This is a genomic window from Rhodococcus sp. IEGM 1409 (assembly GCF_030056735.1).
Taxonomy (GTDB): domain Bacteria; phylum Actinomycetota; class Actinomycetes; order Mycobacteriales; family Mycobacteriaceae; genus Rhodococcus_F.
The window spans coordinates 215,202-236,561 of sequence record NZ_JASHKN010000005.1; the positions used below are offsets into that span (position 1 = coordinate 215,202).

A 21,360-nucleotide genomic window follows, 5' to 3' on the forward strand; every position below is an offset into this window, starting at 1 on the left:
CGAAAGAGGTAGGGGGGATTTTTGTCTGTCAGGAGTTGCTGCCGCTGAGGTCCGGGATGACGATCTCCTGGACGGCCCACTTGTTTCCGTCGGGGTCGGCGAAGTAGATGAACCGTCCCCAGGCTTGGTCGTCGATCTGGCTGATGTCGATGCCGCGGCTCTTGAATTCGCGTTCGGCTTCCTCGATGTCCTTGACGACCACCTGCATGCCGACGACCGAGCCGGGCTCCGCGTCGGTGATGCCCTTGCCGATGCAGATCGAGCAGGCAGAACCGGGTGGGGTCAGCTGGACGAATCGCAGGTCCTCGCTGACCGTGTGATCGTGGTCGGCGTTGAAGCCGAGACGGACGTAGAAGTCCTTGGCGCGGTCGATGTCGGTGACGGGAATGGCGACCAGTTCGAGCTTGATGTCCATGACGTGCCCTTCATGTGATGGTGAATTCCGGCGACAGGTCCAGTGTGGCGGGTATTGCGGTCAGAAACGGTCCTCGTTCGGCGTCCGGATGAAACTTTCCGAATTGCTTGTTGCTCCGAGAGTGCTTCTCTCACTGCTCGACCGATCCCGAACCAGGAGCGGATACCCCGACTCCGCAGCTCTGACGCATTCGCTCGAACGCGCCACCGACGCCGACGCTCTCGGCTACCACCGGTTCTGGGTGGCCGAGCATCATGCGGTGCCGGGGATCGGGAGCGGATCGCCGGCAGTACTGCTCGCTGCGATCGGCGCACATACGCGCGACATCAGGCTCGGGAGCGGTGGGGTCATGCTGCCGAATCACCAACCGCTGATCGTCGCCGAGCAGTTCCTGATGTTGGAGGCGCTGTATCCCGGGCGAATCGATCTCGGTCTCGGCCGATCGCTGGGATTCACGGAGCCTGTTCGTCAGGCACTACGACGCAGCAAGGACGCTCCGGACACGTTTGCGTCAGATATGGAAGAGGTAAGGCGCTACCTGGACGGATCCGCCGCAGTGACGGCACGGCCGGCGTCGCAGACTGGAGTCCCGATCTTCGTGCTCGCGACGCGCACAGGTCTGAAAGTGGCAGCGCAGCTAGGGCTTCCGGTGGTCGTGGGTGGGCCGATGCTGGGAGTCGGTAGCACCGACCGGGTGGATGCATTGGACGAGTACCGCCGAGCTTTCCGGCCCACCGACACGCATCCCGAACCGTATGTGGTGGTGTCCCTCGAGGTGGCGGTTGCCGATACCACCGATGCGGCACGTGAGTTGCTGATCCCGGAGGCGTACGCGCTCGCAGAATCGTCACGGACAGGGGAGTTTCCGCCGCTCGCGTCGCCGGACGAGATCAGGCGCGCCCCGCGCAGTGATCGAAACGCCCGGCGTATCGAGTCGTTCAAGGCGTCGGCGCTGCACGGGACGCCAGTGGAGGTGAAGCAGCAGCTTCACGATCTGGCCGAGCGGACCGGTGCAGACGAATTGCTGGCGTCCACGTCGACGTACGACCGTGACGCGCTTGCACTTTCGGACCGCCTGTTGCGTGAGGTGATCTAGCGGGGTACGTGAAATTCGAGAAGCGTCGCTACGGAGTCGTCGAGTTCGGTCCACGGCACCGGTACCGAGAGGACAGCGATCGCCGAAGTCGGGAACTTGTCCCGGATACGTTGGGCGGCTTCCGAGTTTTCGTTGGACGCCAGATCGAGTGCAGTCCAAGGGATTCCGGGTTCGTGTCCGACGATCAGGAGCGTCTTGACGTGGTCGGACGTGGTCCGCGCAGCTGCGATGACGTCTGCGGGTGAGCCGCCGTAGATGGACTTCTCGAATCCAGCAGGCGCCTCGATACCCGTCGAGGCAAGTGTTTCGACGGTCCGCCGGGAGGTGGAGCACAGAACGGCGTCGACGGGTGGAACGTTTTCGCGGATCCATTCGCCGCCGATGCGGGCCTCGCGCAGGCCCCGTTCTGCGAGTGGACGCTCGTGATCTCGGATGCCCTCGGGGTAGCTGGACTTGCCGTGTCGCATGAGGACGAGGGTGCGGTGGTCGGCCATGCGTTCACGGTATCCGCTTTATGCCCGTCAGTCCGGTTACTCTGGATGGTCAGGACCTTGAAGGAGGTTTTCGATGGCCGGTAAGAAGCTCGATCGAACTAATGCCCGAACTGCACTCGAGGTGGTACGCGAAAGCCCCACCATCGCTTTCATCACTGTTGCCCCGGCAGTGGTGGTGTTCGGCGTGGTGTGGTGGCTCTTCGGTTTCTGGGCCGCGATTCTTCTTGCGTTGGTTTTCGGTGTCGCGGCCGTCGCGACCCAGAAACTGCGTTAGAGGGCGCTCACCTGCGCAACTGCGCGAAGTGCTTCGCCCACCAGGAACCAGACCGTGACGGTCTTGTCGTCGACGCGGCTGCGGAGGACGACGTCGTCGCTGGAGACGATGGGGGAGAGGTACTCGATCAGTGCTCGATGCGGCACGGTACGTAGTTCGGTGCGAGCGCTGAGGACCTCTTCGACAGCCTGCCAGTAGACGGCGTTGTTGACGTGGTCGAACGGGTCGATGTCGGTGGCGCGCAGAGCGAACGGCGTGTCGAGAACACCGGTGTCGTCCGCCTCGGGTGCGTTCTCGGCGAGGACGCGTTTCCACTTCAGGCGATGCTCGTCGGTGGATTCTTCCAACGGCCGCATGAAGTCGTCGCTCATCCGGGTGGGCATGCCCGACTCGGCGCTGATGTTGATCCAGAAGCCTTCGGTTTCCATCAGCGCGCCGTTGCTGCCGTCGAAGCGCACGCGCATATTCGCCCATCTGGTGGAGAAGCCGGAGCACCAGCGAGTCATCGTCAACTCTTCCGGCCAGATCGCGGGGCGGACGACGTCGACGACCGTACGACGCACTATCCAGAGCGGGTGTGTATCGACGGCTCCCGCGGCTTCGATGTTGTCGTTGCCGATGTCCTGCAGGTAGCGGGCGACGGCGTCGAGCCTGACCTGCTTGGCGACGTCGATGTCGCCGGTGCGTACCGGGCGGGACTTGACGAAGATCGGTCCTCTGTCCGGCTGCTGCGCGAGCGTGAGATCTGGGTTCACGTGAGATTCCTGTTCGCTGGAGTGAGCCGATTCTGTCAGGCTTTTCAGCGAGTGGCGATTATCTGCTTTCCGCAGCCGGAACCGTCGATCATTCGTGCCACGGCGGCGGTGGTGTCGGTGAGGGGATGAACCGAGTCGATCACCGGGGTGATGACACCTGCGTCGATCATTGCTGTCAGCACCTCCAGATCCTCGGCGTTCTCCGAAGCCATCAAAGACCCGAGCTTCTGAGATGCGAACGGAGACAAGCACAGTGCGCGGATTTGGCGATCGATTCCGCCGAGCCAGCGTCCACCGTTCTCGCCGCCGACGATGACGAGCGTTCCGGTGCGCGTGAGCGCTCGGCGAAGTTCTCGCAGTCGGCGGTTGCCGCCGGTATCGATGATGACGTCGTACCGATGTGACCCGTCGGTGACGTCCTCGCTTCGATAGTCGAGAACCTCGTCGACTCCGAGAGAGCGGACGGTGTCGATTTTCGAGGTGCTGCATACGCCGGTGACGTGCGCCCCGAGTGCTTTGGCCACTTGGACTGCATAGATTCCGACGCCACCGGATGCACCGAGCACGAGCACGGATTGCCCTGCCTCCACTTGGCCGTGATCGCGCACCGCTTGCAGCGCTGTCAGGGCGGAGACCGGCACCGCTGCCGCTTGCGTGAACGACAACCGGGCAGGTTTTGCGGCAATCTTCGATTCGAGCGCGCACGCATACTCCGCAAAAGAACCGACCGCGATCCCGTACACCTCCTGGCCGACTGCCACGCGGGTAACCGAACTGCCGACGGCCTCGACGCGACCGGAGACGTCCAGCCCGCGTACTCGATTCTTGGGTGCGCGCAGCCCAAATCCTGCGAGGCGCAACGAATATGGCAACCCGGTCATGAGGTGCCAGGCCCCTCGATCGACGGATGCGGCCTCGACGCGTATCAGCACTTCGTTGTCGGCGACGGTGGGGCGCCGAATGCGATCGAGGTAGAGAACGTCGGCTTCGCCGTAGCGATCCTGTACGACGGCGGTCATCAGTTCGTGTGCCATGCGAGTCTCCGTTCATCGAATACTTACACCGTAAGTATGTCACTTACGGTGTAAGTTCTGTCAACGTGGAGAAGCGCGCGAGATTGACCCGGCACGACGTCGTAGGCGGTGCCGTCGCACTGGCCGATTCCGTGGGGATCGACTCGATGACGATGCGCAAACTGGGGGCGCACCTGGGCGTCGAGGCGATGTCTCTGTACAACCATGTGTCGGACAAGGGGGATCTGCTCGACGGAATGGTCGACGCGGTCTTTGCGGAGATCGATCTGCCGACTCCGGGACGCCCGTGGCGAACGGAACTTCACGCGCGAGCAGTGTCGACTCGGAAAGTGTTGGGGAGGCACCCGTGGGCAACTCCGTTGATGGAGTCTCGAACGACGCCTGGTCCCGCGACCCTGCGTCACCACGACGCCGTCATCGGAACGCTACGCGCTGCCGACTTTCCGGTCGCCCTTGCTGCACATGCCTTTTCGATCATGGATGCATACATCTACGGCTTCGTGCTGCAAGAGGTGAGCTTGCCGTTCGAAACTGCGCAGGAGACGACGGAACTGGCGAACGCGATCATGGGATCGTTCGAGGGCGGTCAGTACCCGCACCTGGCCGAGTTGACCACCGAGCACGTGCTGGCACCGGGATACAGCTACGCTGCCGAATTCGCTTTCGGTCTGGATCTGATTCTCGACGGACTCGAACGACTGCAGATCGGGAGCGAACGATGATCTGACGTCAGTACCGGGTTAAAGTCGAGAAACCGGGTTACCGGCCCAGACTTCAGATGTCCCGAAGAGGAGCTTTCTGTGCGCGCAATGGTGGTTACGGAACTGTCCGGTCCCGAAGGAATTGTCGCGCAGGAAGTTCCCGAACCCACAGCCGAAGGTCTGGTCCTCATCGACGTGAAGGCCAGCGGGGTCTGCTTTCCAGACCTACTCATCACCTACGGTAAGTATCAGATCCGCCCGGAACCGCCGTTCATTCCCGGAGCGGAGATCTCGGGCGTCGTTGTCTCCGCGCCGGAGGGATCGGGTTTCGCTCCGGGCGATCGTGTTCTGGCGGCCGCGTATCTGGGCGGCTATGCGGAGCGGATTGCAGTCAACCCGGCGCAGGTGCTTCGAATTCCGGACGGACTCGCATTCGACGAGGCGGCGTCGCTGATCATCAATTATCAGACGATGGAGTTCGCGCTAGCTCGTCGCGCGAAGATCGTCGCGGGGGAGACGGTGGTTGTACTCGGCGCTGCGGGCGGAGTCGGAACGGCAACCATCCAGCTGGCAAAGGCGCACGGCGCCCGGGTGATCGCAGTGGTACGACGCGAAGGCGTCGAGGACTTCTTGCGTGAGCTCGGCGCCGACGAGGTAGTCGCGCTTGCCCCGGGATGGGGAGAGCGGATTCGAGAACTGACCGACGGCGTCGGCGCTCAGATCGTCGTGGATCCGGTGGGCGGCGACGCGTTCGACGACGCGGTGCGTGTTCTGGCACCCGAAGGACGACTCGTGGTGATCGGATTCGCCGGCGGCGGTATTCCCGAGGTCAAGGTGAATCGGGTGCTGTTCCGGAACATCAGCATTGTCGGGGCGGCGTGGGGCGAATTCACACGCACCAATCCCGAAGCGGTAGCCGAGGTGCACGCGTCGTTGGTCGCGCACGTTCGAAACGGCTTGCGACCCCTGGTCAAGGCGCGGTATTCACTTGCGGAGGCAGCAGTTGCCCTGGCAGATCTCGAAAGCGGCAAAGTTCTCGGAAAGGCCATCTTGCTGCAGGAATGATTCTTCGCAACGTGATGGTGGTCACCAGATAATAAGTTGCAACATGTTTTCATTTGGGCAATAGTTGCAACCGCACTACCATTTGCCAGGTGATCGCTTCCGATTCTGATGACCTGTATGGAGCACTCGACGAGTTGTTCACTCGCCTGATGAGCGCCGGTGATTCGGAGTCGATCGATGCGTTGATCGAACTGGATCTCTCGTTCTCTCAGGTGCGTGTGCTGTTCGTACTTGCACAACGTGATGCGGCGATCCCGATCAACGAGGTTGCCGACGAGCTTCGGCTCTCGGTGGCAGCTACGGGGCGGAACATCGATCAGCTCGTGAACATGGGTCTGGTCGATCGCCGCGAAGACGAGCGGGACCGGCGCGTCAAGCGGGTTTCCTTGTCGGAGGCCGGTCGTAAGGTGACGACCAACCACATCGAGTGCAAGCGCGGCCAGCTTCGCGAATTCGCGTCGCGCGTTCCTGAGCCTGAGCGGATTCGTTTGTTCGAGGCTCTCAAGCCCATTCTCGCGGGTGACTATCTGCGAGCACTTAACCAGGAGACTTCGCGATGACTTCGCCGAACGCGCCGGCACCGGCGTCCGACAAACTTGACGGAGCGGTCCTCAAGATCGCGTCCGTGGTGGTGCTCGGCGCCATCATGTCGATTCTCGACGTAACCGTGGTGAGCGTCGCGCTCACCACTTTTGCCGAGGACTTCCAGACTTCGTACGCCACCGTCGCATGGACGATGACGGCGTACACACTTGCCTTGGCGACGGTCATTCCGGTCACCGGCTGGGCAGCAGATCGATTCGGTACCAAACGCCTCTACATGACTGCTCTGGTGCTGTTCGTTCTCGGTTCGGTCGCCTGTGCGATGGCGTGGGACATCACCTCGCTGATCGGCTTCCGTGTGCTCCAGGGCCTCGGTGGTGGCATGTTGATGCCGCTCGGCATGACGATCATGACCCGGGCTGCCGGCCCGGACCGTGTCGGTCGTGTCATGGCAGTTCTCGGTATCCCGATGCTGCTCGGCCCCATCGGTGGCCCGATTCTCGGTGGTTGGCTGATCGAGGCCGCGAGCTGGCACTGGATCTTCCTCATCAACCTGCCGATCGGCATCATCGCGTTGGCAGCGGCATTCATCATTCTGCCGTCCGACAAGGCAAAGCCTTCGGAGTCCTTCGACTTCCTCGGCATGATTCTGCTGTCGCCCGGCCTCGCGCTGTTCTTGTTCGGTGTGTCGTCCATCCCCGAGGTGGGAACCGTTGCCTCGGCCAGGGTTCTGGTGTCGGTCGGTATCGGTCTGGCGCTGATCATCGCCTTCGTGTTCCACGCGCTGAACAAGGATCACCCGCTGATCGACCTGCACCTGTTCAAGAACCGCCAGTTGAGCACCGCCGTCATCACGACGTCGCTGTTCATCGTCGCCTTCATGGGCGCCGGTCTGCTCTTCCCGAGTTACTTCATTCAGGTCGGCGGTCACACCACGCTCGCGGCCGGATTGTTGATGGCCCCACAAGGTCTCGGTGCCATGGTCACGATGCCGATTGCCGGCCGACTGGTCGACAAGATCGGCCCGGGCAAGATCGTCCTGACCGGTTTGCCGTTGATTCTCATCGGTTTGGGTGTGTTCACACAGGTCGCCTCGGATTCCCCGACGTGGTTGCTGATGGGCGCGCTGTTCGTCATGGGCCTCGGCATGGGTTGCACCATGATGCCGCTGATGACCGCAGCCATTGTGACGCTCTCCAACGAGCAGATCGCTCGCGGTTCCACCCTGATGAACATCGTTCAGCAGACCGCAGGTTCGATCGGTACCGCTGTGATGTCGGTGGTTCTCACCAACCAGCTCCTCGATCGTGGCCTCGATACGACGATGGTCGGAGCGGCGTCGCATATTCCGACCGAGCCGGGTAGCCCGCAAGAGTCTGCGGCCGATTCGATTCTCAGCGCAGCGTCGGACGCATTCGGCAATACCTTCCTCGTTGCCACTGTGTTGATCGTCCTGACCCTCATCCCGGCGTTCTTCCTGCCGCGCAGTAAGACCGTCCGGCCGCAGGAAGAGGGCGCTGAGGCGCCGATCATGATGCACTGAGGCGGCGCCGATCATGGTGCACTGACCGTTTGTCGGTCGAGGCGGGGGTGGCACACGATCGGTGTGCCACCCCCGCCTCTTTGTGCGGAATACTGCCAAGTATGAGTTCTAGGGGGAGTGCCGGTTCCGGCGATATCGCGACGACCGACAGTGCACGGGAAAGTGCAGATGTTGCCGGACCTATGCCGAGGCCGGCATGGAGGCTGCCGCTGATCGGTGATGTGTTGCGCCTGGATCCGAGGCGCCCCGTTCAGCGGGAAACGCGGTTCGTGCGTGAGCTGGGAGATGTCTTCGAGATCGATATCGTCGGGCAGAAGATCGTCGTGGTCGGGGGAGGATCCGCTGCGGCAGAGGTGTTCGACGAAGCCCGGTTCGCGAAAGCTGTTGTGCCACCACTGAGTAGCTTGCGTGAACTGGCCGGCGACGGACTCTTCACGGCATTCAACACTGAACCGGCATGGGCCCAGGCCCACAACGTGTTGATGCCGGCGTTCAGCCAGTCGTCGATGCGCAGTTACCACGACACGATGGTCGAGTGCGTCGACCAGCTGTGTGGCTATTGGACGATCCAGGCAGGCAAGGGGCTGGTGGATGTGTCGTCCGATATGAATCGTCTGACGTTGGAAGTCATCGGGCGTACCGGTTTCGGCTACAGCTTCGACTCGTTCGCCTCCGGTCGTCATCCGTTTGTCGAATCGATGACGCGAGCACTGTCCTACGTGTCGCAAACAGCGAACGACCTCCCGGTCATACGAGAAATCCTCGGGCGGAAGGCGATGCGCCAGAACCCGAAGGACATCGCGTTGATGAAGCGCACCGTCGACGACGTCATCGCTGCCCGCCGCAGCGGAGCATCGCCGCGGCAAGACGATCTGCTTCAGCGGATGCTCGAGAACCCGGATCCCGATACCGGCGAGTTGTTGTCCGATCAGAGCATCCGCAACCAGGTGCTGACATTCCTCATCGCCGGTCACGAGACCACAGCCGGCCTTCTGTCGTTCGCGCTGCACTACATGTCCCTCAACCCGGAGATGGTCGAGCGCGCGCGGGCGGAAGTCGACAAGGTGCGCGGCAGTGGTGGGGAAACGCTTCACTTCGAGCAGGTTGCCAAGTTGCGATACCTCCGCCGAATCATCGACGAAACACTGCGGTTGTGGCCATCGGGCCCGGCGTTCTTCCGCAAGGCTCGGCAGGCCACGACGCTGTCCGGCTTTCCGATCGGCAAGGGTCAGACAATCCTGGTGGTACTGCTGGCGCTGCACACCGACCCGAAGTTGTGGGGCGACGATGCTGCGACGTTCGATCCGGATCGCTTCCTGCCGGAGTCTGTGCGCGGACGACCGGCGCACGCGTACAAACCGTTCGGGGTCGGTGCCCGCGCATGTATCGGACGACAGTTCGCCTTGCACGAAGCAGTGCTGGCGCTCGCGCAGATTCTGACTCGCTTCGACATCGCCGCGGTCCCCGGGTACGAGTTGTCCGTCGAGGAATTACTGACGATCCGGCCCGAGAACCTTCGATTGGAGATGCGACCTCGCTAGTTCTCGCGTGCGGCGTGCGGCGTGCGGCGTGCGGCAGGAGGAGTGCGCCTCAGCCGCGCGAGGCGCTGGGCAGCGCGGTGTCGATTCGCAGTTCTTGAAGGATGTCGAGTTCGCGGTTGATGTCGCGTCGTTTGGCCTCCAGGCGCTCGACCTCTTGGGCCAGGAGTTGTTCCATCACGCCGGTGCGCTCCTCCGGTGGCGCCTGCAGGCAGGGGAGCAAATCGCTGATCGTCGCACTGCACAGGCCTGCGGCGAAGAGGTGCTGGATCAGGATGACGCGTTCGACCATGGAGTCGTCGAAGTCGCGCCAGCCGCCGGTTGTGCGGTCGGATCGGATCAGACCGTGGTCCTCGTAGTAGCGGAGTGACCGTGGGCTGACGCCGCTAGCGTCTGCCAGTTCACCGATGCGCATGACACCTCCAGGTCGGGCCGAACTGGCCCCAGTATTGCAGTTGACACCGGTGTGAAGTTCCACCATGGACGGGTCACACCGTTCCCAGAATTCACACTCACACGACAGGACCAACCATGCATTGGTTTTACCTCGGCATCGCCGTTCTCTTCGAGATCACCGTCGCGATCGCGGCCGGTAAAGCGCGAGGCTTCACCCACATCGGGTGGACCGCCGCGACTCTCGTCAGTGGCGGCGTCGCCACCTACTTCCTCAGCCTGGCGCTGCTCACCTTCGACGTCGGGGTGGGGTATGCGATCTGGACCTCCGTGGCAGGTGTCGGGATCGTCGTCCTCGGCGCCCTGTTCTTCGGCCAGCGCCTCAACTGGCGTAAGGCTCTCGGGATCGCGGCGGTCATCGTCGGCGTCGTGGGGCTCAACATCAGTGGAATGGCATGACCCCACGCACGCAGCCGCGCCCTCAGCCCACCAGCTTGGCCAATCCTCACAGGAAGGACAGTCAGATGTCCACGGACGCAACAACTTTCCGCAGCGCCTTCTCTAGTGCCTGGCTTGTCCTACTCATGGCCGGCGTGTTCGAGGTGGGCTACGCACTCTCGGTCGGAGGCAGTCGAGGTTTCACAGTGCGCCCTTGGTCGCTGGTCGCAATAGTCTTCTTCCTCCTGACGCTGTTCGCGCTCAGCGTCGCGCTCCGCAGCATCGATGTGGGAATCGGCTATGCCGTGTGGGCTGGGATCGGCGCAGTGGGCGCCGCCGCGCTCGGACCGGTCTTCTTCGACGAGACCCTCACACCGGCCAAAGCCTTCTGGCTGGCTGTCGTCATCGGCGGCGTCGTCTGGCTCAAGATCGCGGATGGCACCAAGGGGACTGAGTCGGAATCCCTCGCGGCCGAAACTCGCGTGGAATAGACCTCAGTGGTTGAATGTTTGATCAGTTACATGCAAACGCATGGATCTAGTCCGCGGAGGAGCAACCATGCAGTTCGGAATCTTCACGGTCGGCGACGTCACCATTGATCCCACGACTGGGGTCACGCCCACCGAGCACGATCGCATCAAGGCCATGACGACCATCGCCAAGCACGCAGAGGAAGTCGGGCTCGACGTCTTCGCGACCGGCGAGCATCACAACAAGCCGTTCGTTCCGTCGTCACCGACGACGATGCTCGGGTACATCGCTGCTCAGACCGAGAAGATCACGCTGTCCACGTCCACGACGCTGATCACCACCAACGACCCGGTGAAGATCGCCGAGGACTACGCGATGCTCCAGCACCTCGCCGAGGGGCGCGTCGATCTGATGATGGGACGTGGAAACACCGCGCCGGTGTACCCGTGGTTCGGCAAGGACATTCGCGCCGGTATCCCGTTGGCGCTCGAGAACTATCAACTTCTTCGCCGGCTCTGGGACGAGGAGGTCGTGAACTGGCAGGGGGAGTACCGCACACCGCTCCAGGGATTCACGTCCACTCCGCGCCCGCTGGACGGCATCGCTCCGTTCGTGTGGCACGGGTCGATCCGCAGCCCCGAGATCGCGGAGATCGCGGCCTATCACGGTGACGGATTCTTCGCGAACAACATCTTCTGGCCGAAAGAGCACTACATCGAGCTGATCAACCTCTATCGCCAGCGTTACGAGCACTACGGCCACGGGTCCGCGGATCAGGCGATCGTCGGCCTCGGCGGTCAGGTCTTCATGCGCAAGAACAGTCAGGACGCGGTCAAGGAATTCCGTCCGTATTTCGACAATGCCCCGGTGTACGGCCACGGACCTTCGCTCGAGGAGTTCACGGAGCAGACCCCGCTGACGGTCGGTTCCCCCGAGCAGGTCATCGAGAAGACCTTGGCGTTTGCTGATTTCTTCGGTGACTACCAGCGCCAGCTGTTCTTGATGGATCACGCGGGTCTTCCGCTCGAGACGGTGCTCGAGCAGCTCGATCTGCTCGGTGAGGAAGTTGTTCCGGTTCTACGCCGTGAGTTCGCGGCCAGGCGGCCCGCACACGTGCCGGACAACCCGCCCACTCACGCGTCGATGAAAGCGGCTCGTGAGGCAAGCAGTGTCACTGCCTGACGCGCAACAGGCAGAGGCTCCGGTCAGCACCACCGAGCTCGCCACCGACGCCTGGGAAGCCTTGTTTCGCGCCCAGGTGTCGGTGATGCGGCGGCTCTCTGCCGATGACGTCTGGGATCGAGTGACGATGCGCGAGTACGACGTGCTGTTCACGCTCAGTCTGGCGCCGCGGAACTGTCTGCGCCTGCATGACCTGAATCGGGAGATTCTGTTGAGTCAACCGTCGCTCAGTCGCCTGGTGGAGCGGCTGGAAGGCGAAGGCTTGGTATCGAGAAGTGTTGATCCGCGTGACCGCCGCGGCACGATCGTGCAACTCACCGAAGCGGGTGCAGCGCTGCAGAAATCAGTGGGTCGCCGTCATGCGGCAAGTATTCGCCGCCACGTCGGACCGGCGTTGGACACGGACGAACTTCGACTGTTGGCCGAATTGTGCACGCGTCTGCGTCTCGCGCAGGCATGACTAGAGGCAGGATGGACGATATGAGCAACCTCGAAGCGCAACCCGTCGAGCAGGAATGCGAAGGCCATCCGGCCGAGAGCGAGATTCAGATTCTCACCCCGCGCGACGTGCCGCTCGGTGGCCCGCGGGCAATGCGAGTACGACGCACCCTTCCGCAACGCGAGCGTTCGTTGATCGGGGCGTGGTGTTTTGCCGATCACTACGGGCCCGACGATGTCGGCAGTGGACCCTCCGGCGGTGCCGGTAATGCACCCGGCATGCATGTGCCGCCGCATCCGCATACCGGATTGCAAACGGTGAGTTGGCTGTTCACCGGAGAGATCGAGCACCGTGACAGCATCGGTTCCCATGCGATGGTGCGGCCGGGCGAACTGAATTTGATGACGTCCGGGAGCGGGATCGCGCACTCCGAGGTGTCGACGCCGAATACGAAGGTTCTGCACGGGATGCAGTTGTGGGTGGCGCTTCCGGATGCGGCGCGCGAGACCGCACCCGCATTTGTTCACTACCGGCCCGAGCCGGTGACCATCGGCGGCGCCACGCTCAGTGTGTTCCTCGGCTCGCTTGCCGGTGACTCTTCCCCGGTGTCGACCTTCACCGAATTGTTGGGCGCCGAGGTGATTTTGGCTCCTGGCGCCGAGATTGCCCTCGACGTCGATCGTTCACATGAGCACGGGGTGATCGTCGATCAAGGATCGGTTGTGCTACGCGGAACCACCGTCGGCTGGGCTGAGTTGGGTTATCAAGCACCGGGTTTCGGTAAACTGACTCTGCGCAACCCGGGTCCCGAACCGACTCGACTGCTACTTCTCGGCGGTAAACCGTTGGGAGAGCAAGTCATCATGTGGTGGAACTTCATGGGCCGTACACATGAAGAGATTGTCGAGTATCGACGCAAGTGGCAGGCCGAACTGGCCTCCGGGTTCGACGGCAGCATCCCGGATCAGCGTTTTGGTGTCGTGCCGGGATACAACGGTCGGGCGCTGCCCGCTCCCGAGTTGCCGAACAGTACGTTGCGGCCCCGAGGTTAGTCGCGCAACGTGATGACGCTGACCGTTCCCTGAGCTGCGGCGCACAGGGTTTCGCTGCCGTCCTCGGATACTGCAAAGATGTCGCAGCGGGCGAGGGCCTGGGATCTGCTCTTGCTGTCCACGCCCGCCCGCGCCCGGAGTAGTGCTCCGCGCGCGGGACGCAGGTAACTGATGGTGAATCCTGCGGTGACGATGCTGGACCCGAGGACGCTACCGGCCGCGAAGGTCAAGTGCGCTGAACGGCTGAGCTGGCCAGGACCTGTTGCGCCAGTTCGAGTTCTGTAGACATCGATCAGGCCTGCTCGATGTCCTGGTGGGCCTTCGCGAGCATCAGGTAGCCGGCGCCGTTGGCGGTGATTCCGGCCTTTTCGCCTTCGGAGAGTTCACGTTTGACCTTGGCGGGCACACCGGCGACCAGTGATCCGGGTGGGATGTGCATCCCCTGCGACACGACGGCGCCGGCCGCGATCAGCGATCCCGAACCGATGTGCGCGCCGTTGAGCACCACGGCTCCCATACCGACGAGCACGTCGTCTTCGACGGTGCACCCGTGCAGCACCGCGTTGTGGCCGACCGAGATTCGTTCGCCCAGTATCGCGGGGAACGTCGGGTCGGCGTGAACCGTGCAGTTGTCCTGAATGTTGGTGTCCGCCCCGATGGAAATCGACTCGGCGTCGCCGCGCAGGACTGCGCCGTACCAGATGCTGGCGCCCGCAGCGATGGTCACCGCGCCGACAACGGTGGCGTTGGGTGCGATGAACGCGCTCTCGTCGATCTGCGGGGTGCGTCCGAGAACGGTGGCGATGATCGGGTTGGTCATGGTTCTCCTGTGCGTTGGAATGACGTGCTCTGACGGTACCTGGACTATTTCGGCGTGGACTTTCGATTCATGACAACAGTCCCGACGCCCGCAGTCACCACCAGTCCGATGGCGACAAGTGTGAAAGCGTCGAGCGTTTGCCCGATCACGAGAACTCCGGCCAGTGCAGCCGCAGCGGGTTCGAGGGCGATGAGGACGGCAAAGACCTTCTTGGCCAGCGAGCGCAGGGCCCACATCTCCAGGCTGTAGGGGATGACGGACGAGAGGATGGCGACGGCTGCGCCGGCAGCGAGCATTTTCGGATCCAGCAGTTCACTTCCGCCCGAGACGATGCCGAAGGGCAGCGTCAATACCGCCGCGACGATGCTTGCACCCGCCAACCCGTCGGCGCTCGGGAGGGTCGAAGCGAGATGTGAACCGGCCACGATGTAGCCGGCCCACGCAGCAGCGGCGATCAACGCGAACATCATCCCGACCGGGTCCAATCCGGATTCGCCGTGATCTCCCAACCCGAGCAGCAACACTCCGCCGAAGGCGAGCAGCACCCACGCTCCGTCGGCCCACCGACGGGAGAGCACTGCGGCCAGCGTCAACGGTCCGAGGAACTCGATGGTGACTGCGGTGCCGATGGGCACCGTGTCGAGGGCGAGGTAAAAGGCACCGTTCATGACGGCCAGCGCGATACCCAACGCGAAGATGCCTTTGCGCTGCCGGTTCGACCACCTGCTCCATCTCGGGCGCACGATGACGCCGAGGATGATCGCGGCGATCGTCAGCCGCAGCGTCGTGGCTCCGGCCGGCCCGATCTGCGAGAACAGTGTGGTCGCGAATGCCGCTCCGAACTGGAGCGAAAGTATCGAGGTGAGGACTGCGCCGACCGGCAGTAGCTGACTGCCGGCCTTCATTCTCCGGTGAACTCAGGACCACGACGTTCGAGCATCGCGGCGACGGCTTCGTGGTGATCGCGAGTGTGATGGGCGATCGACTGCATGGCGGCCGAGAGTTCGAGCAGACTCTCGAGGCTTTGGTGCTGGCCCTCACGGAGCAGTTTCTTGGTCATGCGGAGCACCTGCGGGGGATTGGCCGCTACTCGCGCTGCCAAGGCGTGCGCGGCGGAGAGCAATTCTTCGGGTTCGGTGACCTGCGAGATCAGCCCCCAGTCGAGTGCCTTGGTCGCGTCGATCGGCTCGCCGGTGAACGCCATCTCGGCGGCGCGGGCGTTGCCGATCGCGCGGGGGAGCAGCCAGGCTCCGCCGTCGCCCGGGATGAGTCCCACCTTGACGAAGCTCTCGGCGAAGACCGCCGCCGTCGACGCGATGCGGAGGTCGCACATGAGCGAGAGGTCGCAGCCCGCTCCGATGGCGGGGCCGTTGACGGCTGCGATGGTCGGCACCTCACACGTGTACAGCGCGAGTGGAATGCGCTGGATCCCGTGCCGGTAACCCTGGCGGATCTCGCCGGGAGCGCCGCCGAACATGCCTTCCTTGTCTCGCATGTGTTTGACGTTGCCGCCGGAGGAGAAGGCCGAGCCGGCTCCTGTGAGGATGACCGCGCGCACGCTCTGATCTCGGTTGACCGCGGTGACCGCGTCTTCGAGGGCCTCGATCATGTCGATCTCGGAGATGGCGTTGCGGGTATCCGGGCGATTGAGGGTCCAGGTGACCACGTCGCCGGTTCGTGAGATGAGTACGGCGTCGCTCATGGGTGCTCCTGTTTGATCGATGATGCAGGGTCGGTGATCGGTTGCGCTCAGTCTCTCACCACAAGATTTCGCAATAACAATCATTCGTGCTTGATTTTTCTAGGCACGAGTGTGATGCTGGTCGCATGGCCGAACTTCAGACGTTCATCGATGACCTGCGGGCCGAGGGCGAGAGCCTCGACGCCCTGGTTGCGGATCTGCCCGAGGAGAAGTGGGCGACAACGACGCCTGCGGAAGGGTGGACCGTTGCCCATCAGATCGGGCACCTGCACTGGACGGACAGTGCAGCGATCCTGGCGATCACCGACCCGGACGGGTTCGCGGAGCAGTTGAAGGCGGCGTTCGTGAATCCGGCGGGGTTTGTCGACGACGGGGCGGCCGAGCAGGCGGCCCGGCCGCCCGCAGAGTTGCTCGCCGATTGGCGAGCGGGGCGAATTGCTCTGGTCGAGGCGCTCACCGCTGCCCCGGCCGGTACCAAGTTCCCCTGGTACGGCCCGCCCATGGGCGGTGTCTCCATGGCAACCGCGCGGTTGATGGAGACGTGGGCACACGGACAGGACGTCGCCGACGCTCTTGGTGCCGAACGAGTTCCGACGTCGCGCATCAAGAACATCGCTCATCTGGGTGTCCGCACGCGAAACTTTGCGTACTCGGTCAACGAGAAGATGCCGCCCGCCGAGGATTTCCGGGTGGAGTTGACGGCGCCCGACGGTTCGATCTGGACCTGGGGGCCGGGAGATGCGACGCAGAAGGTGACCGGGCCTGCGTTGGACTTCTGCTTGCTGGTCACTCAGCGCGCCAATCGCGCCGATCTCGATCTGGTCGCCGTTGGTGCCGACGCGGACGAGTGGCTTGGGTTCGCGCAGGCATTTGCGGGACCCAGCGGCGAGGGACGAGCCGCCATCGGATTCAGCGGCGAGGGACGAGAAGCAAAGGTGGACAAATGAGTTCGGTACGGATCGGCAACTGCTCCGGCTTCTACGGCGACCGCGTCTCGGCGATGCGCGAGATGCTCGAGGGCGGAGAACTCGACTACCTGACCGGCGACTACCTTGCCGAACTGACGATGTTGATCCTCGGCCGCGACCGGATGAAGGACCCGTCGCTCGGCTATGCGAAGACCTTTCTGCGGCAGGTGGAGGACACCCTCGGCCTCGCGCTCGACAAGGGCGTGAAGATCGTTGCGAACGCCGGCGGTCTCAACCCGGCCGGGCTGGCCGATGCGCTGCGTGAGGTCAACACCAAGCTGGGTTTGAATGCGAAGATCGCCCACGTCGAGGGGGACGATCTGGTCTCCCGTGCTGACGAACTCGGACTCGGTTCCCCGCTGACGGCCAATGCGTACCTCGGCGCCTGGGGCATAGTCGAAGCATTGTCGGCCGACGCCGATGTCGTGGTCACCGGACGTGTCACCGATGCTTCGGTGATCGTCGGTCCGGCCGCTCATCACTTCGGTTGGAAGCGCGATGATTTCGATCAGTTGGCCGGTGCTGTCGCGGCGGGCCACGTCATCGAGTGCGGCACCCAGGCCACCGGCGGCAACTACGCGTTCTTCACCGAGATTCCGAATCTGGGCCGCCCTGGCTTCCCGATCGCCGAGATCAACGCAGACGGATCGTCCGTCATCACCAAGCATGTCGGAACGGACGGCGAGGTGAGCGTCGGCACCGTGACGGCGCAGCTGTTGTACGAGATCACGGGCGGACGCTACGCGGGCCCGGACGTGACCACACGCATCGACAACGCGGTGCTCACCCAAAAAGGCCCGGATCGGGTGCTGATCAGCGGCGTCACAGGCGAGGCTCCGCCGCCGCAGTACAAGGTCTCGCTGAACACACTGGCCGGGTTCCGCAACGAGGCCACGTTCATTCTCACCGGTCTCGACATCGAGGCCAAGGCAGATCTGGCAAAGAGCCAACTCGAATCCTGGCTCACGAAGAAGCCGGCCGAACTGGTCTGGACCCTCGCTCGCACGGATCATCCGGATTCCGAAACCGAAGAAACTGCAAGTGCGTTGCTGCGCTGCGTGGTTCGCGATTCCGATCCCAAGGTGATCGGTCGCCCCTTCTCCGCGGTTGCGGTGGAAATGGCACTCGCCAGCTACCCAGGCTTCTCGCTGACTGCTCCGCCGAGCAACGGCCAACCGTACGGAGTCTTCACCCCCGGCTACGTCGACGCGGGATCGGTGCCTCACGTCGCCGTGCTTCCCGACGGCACTCGTGTGGACATCGCTCCGTCGACGCTGACGCAGGACCTCGAACCCGTTGACGAACCCGAGCGTCCGGAGCCCTTGCCGCCTCAGTCTTCGCTCTCGGTGCCGCTCGGCACGGTCGCCGGCGCTCGCAGCGGCGACAAGGGTGGAAACGCCAACGTCGGCGTCTGGGTTCGCACGGACGATCAGTGGAAGTGGTTGGCGCACACCCTCACCGTCGAAAAGCTCAAGGAACTACTGCCCGAAGCGGCAGAGTTGACCGTCACTCGCTACCAGCTTCCGCACCTTCGTGCCGTCAACTTCGTGATCGAGGGAATCCTCGGTCAGGGTGTGGCCTCGCAGGCGCGGTTCGATCCGCAAGCCAAGGGGATTGGCGAATGGCTGCGCTCGCGCCACATCGACATCCCGATTTCGCTACTCCCCACAACTGACGAGAAAGAGGATTCACGGTGACCGTGTGGACCACACCGGAAAGGCTTGCGCTTCGCGAGACCGTACGCGGATTCGTGAACCAGGAGATTTTGCCCCACCTGACGCAGTGGGAGCGTGACGGTGAGATCCCGCGCGAATTGCACCGCAAGGCAGGCGCTCTGGGGCTCCTCGGGGCCAGTGCTCCAGAATCGGCAGGCGGTGAAGGCGGCGACGCCGTCGACTCCATCGTGATCTGTGAGGAGATGCACCAGGCAGGTGCGTCTGGCGGATTGTTCGCCTCGCTGTTCACCTGCGGTATCGCCGTACCGCACCTGATTGCCGCCGGCGACGATGCCCAGATCGAGAAGTGGGTCAAGCCGACCCTGCGCGGAGACAAGATCGGCTCGCTCGCCATCACCGAACCGGGCGGCGGCAGCGACGTCGGACACCTGACAACCACAGCCAAGCGCGACGGCGACCATTACATCGTCAACGGCGCCAAGACGTTCATCACCTCCGGGGTTCGCGCCGACTTCGTCGTCACCGCAGTGCGCACCGGCGGCTCCGGAGCTGGTGGCGTCTCACTACTCGTGATCGAGAAGGGCACACCGGGATTCACGGTGTCACGCAAGCTCGAGAAGATGGGGTGGCGCGCGTCCGATACCGCGGAGCTGTCCTTTGTCGACGCCCGGGTTCCGGTGGAGAATCTGGTGGGGGCAGAGAACAGCGGCTTCGCGCAGATCGCGCAGGCATTCGTCTCCGAGCGTGTCGCCCTCGCTGCGCAGGCGTATGCCAGCGCGGAGCGATGCCTGGAATTGACCCTCGAATGGTGCCGCGCCCGTGAGACGTTCGGCCGCCCACTGATCAGCCGCCAGGCAGTGCAGAACACCGTCACCGAGATGGCCCGCAAGATCGATGTGGCCAAGGTGTACACGCACTCGGTGATCGAGCGGTACATGGCCGGTGACGGAGATCTGATCGCCGAGGTGTGCTTCGCGAAGAACACGGCCGTCGAAACGGGTGAATGGGTTGCCAACCAAGCCGTTCAGCTGTTCGGTGGCCTCGGGTACATGCAGGAAAGTGAAGTGGAGAGGCAGTACCGGGACATGCGAATTCTGGGAATCGGTGGCGGTACCACCGAAATCCTCACCGGCCTCGCAGCCAAGCGATTGGGGTATCAGTCATGAGTGTCATCCGGTCCACTCTGGACACCAATTCCGAGGTGTACAAGACCGCAACCTCGACCATGAACACCAAGCTCGCCGAGATCGAGGTCGAGCACGCCAAGGCGCTGGCGGGCGGCGGTGAGAAGTACACCGAGCGGCACCACAAGCGGGGAAAGCTCCTGGCTCGTGAGCGGATCGAGCTTCTCCTCGATCAGGATTCACCGTTCCTCGAGGTGTGCCCCCTCGCCGCCTGGGGAAGCGATTTCCAGGTCGGCGCCAGCACGGTGGTCGGTATCGGCGTCGTCGAAGGAGTCGAATGCCTGATCGTTGCCAATGATCCGACCGTGCGCGGCGGCACCAGTAACCCGTGGACGCTTCGTAAGGGTTTTCGCGCCAACGACATCGCCATGCAGAACCGCCTTCCGGTGATCTCCCTGGTCGAGTCCGGCGGCGCAGATTTGCCGACGCAGAAGGAGGTGTTCATCCCGGGCGGGCGTATGTTCCGTGACCTCACGCAGCTCTCCGCCGCCGGAATCCCCACCATCGCACTGGTCTTCGGCAACTCGACGGCCGGCGGCGCGTACATTCCCGGCATGTCCGACCACGTCGTGATGATCAAGGAACGCTCCAAGGTGTTTCTCGCGGGCCCGCCGTTGGTCAAGATGGCCACCGGAGAGGAATCCGACGACGAGGCACTCGGCGGCGCCGAAATGCACGCCCGCAAGTCCGGACTGGCCGACTACTTCGCCGCCGACGAGCAGGACGCGATCCGCATCGGGCGCTCGATCGTCAAGCGACTCAACTGGACCAAGAAGGGGCCGGCGCCTCGCGCCGAGATCATCGAACCGCTCGAGGATCCGGAAGAGTTGCTCGGCATCGTTCCCGCCGACCTGAAGATCCCTTTCGATCCGCGTGAGGTCATCGCCCGCATCGTCGACGGTTCCGACTTCGACGAGTTCAAGCCGCTCTACGGGTCGTCTCTCGTGACCGGCTGGGCGGAGCTGAACGGCTACCCGATCGGCATCCTGGCGAACGCCCGTGGAGTTCTCTTCAGTGAGGAATCCCAGAAGGCCACACAGTTCATCCAGCTGGCCAACCGCTCCAACACGCCGTTGCTGTTCCTGCACAACACCACCGGCTACATGGTGGGCAAGGAATACGAGGAGGGCGGCATGATCAAGCACGGATCGATGATGATCAATGCGGTTGCCAACTCCAAAGTTCCGCACATCTCCATCCTGCTCGGAGCGTCGTACGGCGCTGGTCACTACGGCATGTGCGGGCGCGCGTTCGATCCGCGATTCCTCTTCGCCTGGCCCAGTTCCAAGTCCGCCGTCATGGGCGGTGCGCAACTCGCCGGCGTCATCTCCATCGTGGGACGCGCTGCCGCCGAGGCGCGCGGCCAGGTCTTCGACGAGCAGGCTGATGCCGGCATGCGCGCGATGATCGAGAACCAGATCGAGGCCGAGTCACTTCCGATGTTTTTGTCCGGGCGTCTCTACGACGACGGCGTCATCGATCCCCGAGACACCCGCACCGTGGTGGGAATGTGCCTGTCGGCCATTGCCACCGCCCCGATCGAAGGCACCGAGAACTTCGGCGTCTTCCGTATGTGA

At 63.3% G+C, this 21,360-nt stretch carries 24 protein-coding genes and 1 pseudogene; 16 read left to right on the forward strand and 9 right to left on the reverse strand.

Going from position 1 to position 21,360, the window contains the following annotated elements:
• Positions 1–28: 28 nt before the first annotated feature.
• A complete protein-coding gene (locus tag QM716_RS16215) occupies positions 29–415 on the reverse strand; it encodes a glyoxalase superfamily protein (RefSeq protein WP_283305054.1) in 387 nt (128 codons plus the stop codon).
• An 88-nt stretch (positions 416–503) separates the two neighbouring features.
• Here QM716_RS16215 and QM716_RS16220 point away from each other — a divergent pair, with 88 nt between their 5' ends.
• Positions 504–1,511 (forward strand): LLM class flavin-dependent oxidoreductase, encoded by a 1,008-nt coding sequence (locus tag QM716_RS16220; protein WP_283305055.1) that lies wholly within the window; start codon positions 504–506, stop codon positions 1,509–1,511.
• Here the strand turns inward: QM716_RS16220 and QM716_RS16225 are convergent.
• On the reverse strand, positions 1,508–2,005 hold the full coding sequence (locus tag QM716_RS16225; protein WP_007728426.1) for a SixA phosphatase family protein: 498 nt from the start codon (positions 2,003–2,005) through the stop codon (positions 1,508–1,510). The two genes, QM716_RS16220 and QM716_RS16225, sit on opposite strands and share 4 nt — an antisense overlap.
• Before the next feature lie 73 nt (positions 2,006–2,078).
• On the opposite strand from QM716_RS16225, the gene QM716_RS16230 reads away from it, so the two are divergent.
• Positions 2,079–2,279 carry a hypothetical protein gene (locus QM716_RS16230; protein WP_003941897.1) on the forward strand — a complete coding sequence of 67 codons (201 nt, stop codon included), beginning with the start codon at positions 2,079–2,081 and terminating at the stop codon, positions 2,277–2,279.
• Here QM716_RS16230 and QM716_RS16235 read toward each other — a convergent pair.
• Both QM716_RS16235 and QM716_RS16240 read right to left on the reverse strand, forming a co-directional pair.
• Complete coding sequence (locus tag QM716_RS16235; RefSeq protein WP_283305056.1) at positions 2,276–3,034, reverse strand: acyl-[acyl-carrier-protein] thioesterase; 759 nt, start codon at positions 3,032–3,034, stop codon at positions 2,276–2,278. The genes QM716_RS16230 and QM716_RS16235 overlap by 4 nt on opposite strands.
• Positions 3,035–3,078: 44 nt before the next feature.
• A complete protein-coding gene (locus QM716_RS16240) occupies positions 3,079–4,068 on the reverse strand; it encodes an NAD(P)-dependent alcohol dehydrogenase (RefSeq protein ID WP_283305057.1) in 990 nt (329 codons plus the stop codon).
• Positions 4,069–4,133: 65 nt separating this feature from the next.
• Here QM716_RS16240 and QM716_RS16245 point away from each other — a divergent pair, with 65 nt between their 5' ends.
• From QM716_RS16245 to QM716_RS16265, 5 genes are all read left to right on the forward strand, one after another.
• A complete protein-coding gene (locus QM716_RS16245) occupies positions 4,134–4,790 on the forward strand; it encodes a TetR/AcrR family transcriptional regulator (protein ID WP_283305058.1) in 657 nt (218 codons plus the stop codon).
• Between the two features lie 78 nt (positions 4,791–4,868).
• A complete protein-coding gene (locus QM716_RS16250) occupies positions 4,869–5,834 on the forward strand; it encodes an NADPH:quinone oxidoreductase family protein (RefSeq protein WP_283305059.1) in 966 nt (321 codons plus the stop codon).
• Between the two features lie 89 nt (positions 5,835–5,923).
• Positions 5,924–6,394 carry a MarR family winged helix-turn-helix transcriptional regulator gene (locus QM716_RS16255; RefSeq protein ID WP_003941890.1) on the forward strand — a complete coding sequence of 157 codons (471 nt, stop codon included), beginning with the start codon at positions 5,924–5,926 and terminating at the stop codon, positions 6,392–6,394.
• Positions 6,391–7,920 (forward strand): DHA2 family efflux MFS transporter permease subunit, encoded by a 1,530-nt coding sequence (locus tag QM716_RS16260; RefSeq protein WP_283305060.1) that lies wholly within the window; start codon positions 6,391–6,393, stop codon positions 7,918–7,920. Before QM716_RS16255 ends, QM716_RS16260 begins: the two co-directional genes overlap by 4 nt.
• A gap of 182 nt (positions 7,921–8,102) precedes the next feature.
• Positions 8,103–9,461, forward strand: a complete 1,359-nt coding sequence (locus tag QM716_RS16265) for a cytochrome P450 (RefSeq protein ID WP_283305155.1) — start codon at positions 8,103–8,105, stop codon at positions 9,459–9,461.
• Between the two features lie 49 nt (positions 9,462–9,510).
• On the opposite strand, the gene QM716_RS16270 is transcribed toward QM716_RS16265, so the two are convergent.
• Complete coding sequence (locus QM716_RS16270; RefSeq protein ID WP_283305061.1) at positions 9,511–9,873, reverse strand: MerR family transcriptional regulator; 363 nt, start codon at positions 9,871–9,873, stop codon at positions 9,511–9,513.
• Positions 9,874–9,989: 116 nt separating this feature from the next.
• Here QM716_RS16270 and QM716_RS16275 point away from each other — a divergent pair, with 116 nt between their 5' ends.
• From QM716_RS16275 to QM716_RS16295, 5 genes are all read left to right on the forward strand, one after another.
• Positions 9,990–10,310 carry a DMT family transporter gene (locus tag QM716_RS16275; protein WP_283305062.1) on the forward strand — a complete coding sequence of 107 codons (321 nt, stop codon included), beginning with the start codon at positions 9,990–9,992 and terminating at the stop codon, positions 10,308–10,310.
• Between the two features lie 65 nt (positions 10,311–10,375).
• On the forward strand, positions 10,376–10,780 hold the full coding sequence (locus tag QM716_RS16280; protein WP_283305063.1) for a DMT family transporter: 405 nt from the start codon (positions 10,376–10,378) through the stop codon (positions 10,778–10,780).
• Positions 10,781–10,847: 67 nt separating this feature from the next.
• A complete protein-coding gene (locus QM716_RS16285) occupies positions 10,848–11,942 on the forward strand; it encodes an LLM class flavin-dependent oxidoreductase (RefSeq protein ID WP_283305064.1) in 1,095 nt (364 codons plus the stop codon).
• Entirely contained in the window at positions 11,929–12,402 is a 474-nt protein-coding gene (locus tag QM716_RS16290; RefSeq protein WP_283305065.1) for a MarR family winged helix-turn-helix transcriptional regulator, read from the forward strand. Before QM716_RS16285 ends, QM716_RS16290 begins: the two co-directional genes overlap by 14 nt.
• Positions 12,403–12,422: 20 nt before the next feature.
• Positions 12,423–13,433 carry a pirin family protein gene (locus QM716_RS16295; protein WP_283305066.1) on the forward strand — a complete coding sequence of 337 codons (1,011 nt, stop codon included), beginning with the start codon at positions 12,423–12,425 and terminating at the stop codon, positions 13,431–13,433.
• Here the strand turns inward: QM716_RS16295 and QM716_RS16300 are convergent.
• From QM716_RS16300 to QM716_RS16315, 4 genes and pseudogenes are all read right to left on the reverse strand, one after another.
• Positions 13,430–13,663, reverse strand: a pseudogene (locus tag QM716_RS16300) (PaaI family thioesterase); the annotation flags it as partial. The gene QM716_RS16295 and the pseudogene QM716_RS16300 overlap by 4 nt on opposite strands.
• Positions 13,664–13,725: 62 nt before the next feature.
• A complete protein-coding gene (locus tag QM716_RS16305) occupies positions 13,726–14,253 on the reverse strand; it encodes a gamma carbonic anhydrase family protein (RefSeq protein ID WP_283305068.1) in 528 nt (175 codons plus the stop codon).
• A 44-nt stretch (positions 14,254–14,297) separates the two neighbouring features.
• Complete coding sequence (locus QM716_RS16310; protein ID WP_283305069.1) at positions 14,298–15,158, reverse strand: EamA family transporter; 861 nt, start codon at positions 15,156–15,158, stop codon at positions 14,298–14,300.
• Entirely contained in the window at positions 15,155–15,955 is an 801-nt protein-coding gene (locus QM716_RS16315) for a crotonase/enoyl-CoA hydratase family protein (protein ID WP_283305070.1), read from the reverse strand. Before QM716_RS16315 ends, QM716_RS16310 begins: the two co-directional genes overlap by 4 nt.
• A gap of 125 nt (positions 15,956–16,080) precedes the next feature.
• Here QM716_RS16315 and QM716_RS16320 point away from each other — a divergent pair, with 125 nt between their 5' ends.
• From QM716_RS16320 to QM716_RS16335, 4 genes are read left to right on the forward strand one after another with little or no spacing between them, the layout of a single operon-like run.
• Positions 16,081–16,902, forward strand: coding sequence for a TIGR03084 family metal-binding protein (locus QM716_RS16320; protein ID WP_283305071.1), 822 nt, complete (start codon positions 16,081–16,083; stop codon positions 16,900–16,902).
• Positions 16,899–18,620 (forward strand): acyclic terpene utilization AtuA family protein, encoded by a 1,722-nt coding sequence (locus QM716_RS16325; protein ID WP_283305072.1) that lies wholly within the window; start codon positions 16,899–16,901, stop codon positions 18,618–18,620. The genes QM716_RS16320 and QM716_RS16325 overlap by 4 nt, the downstream gene beginning before the upstream one ends.
• A complete protein-coding gene (locus QM716_RS16330; protein WP_283305073.1) occupies positions 18,617–19,765 on the forward strand; it encodes an acyl-CoA dehydrogenase family protein in 1,149 nt (382 codons plus the stop codon). The genes QM716_RS16325 and QM716_RS16330 overlap by 4 nt, the downstream gene beginning before the upstream one ends.
• Complete coding sequence (locus QM716_RS16335) at positions 19,762–21,360, forward strand: acyl-CoA carboxylase subunit beta (protein WP_283305074.1); 1,599 nt, start codon at positions 19,762–19,764, stop codon at positions 21,358–21,360. The genes QM716_RS16330 and QM716_RS16335 overlap by 4 nt, the downstream gene beginning before the upstream one ends.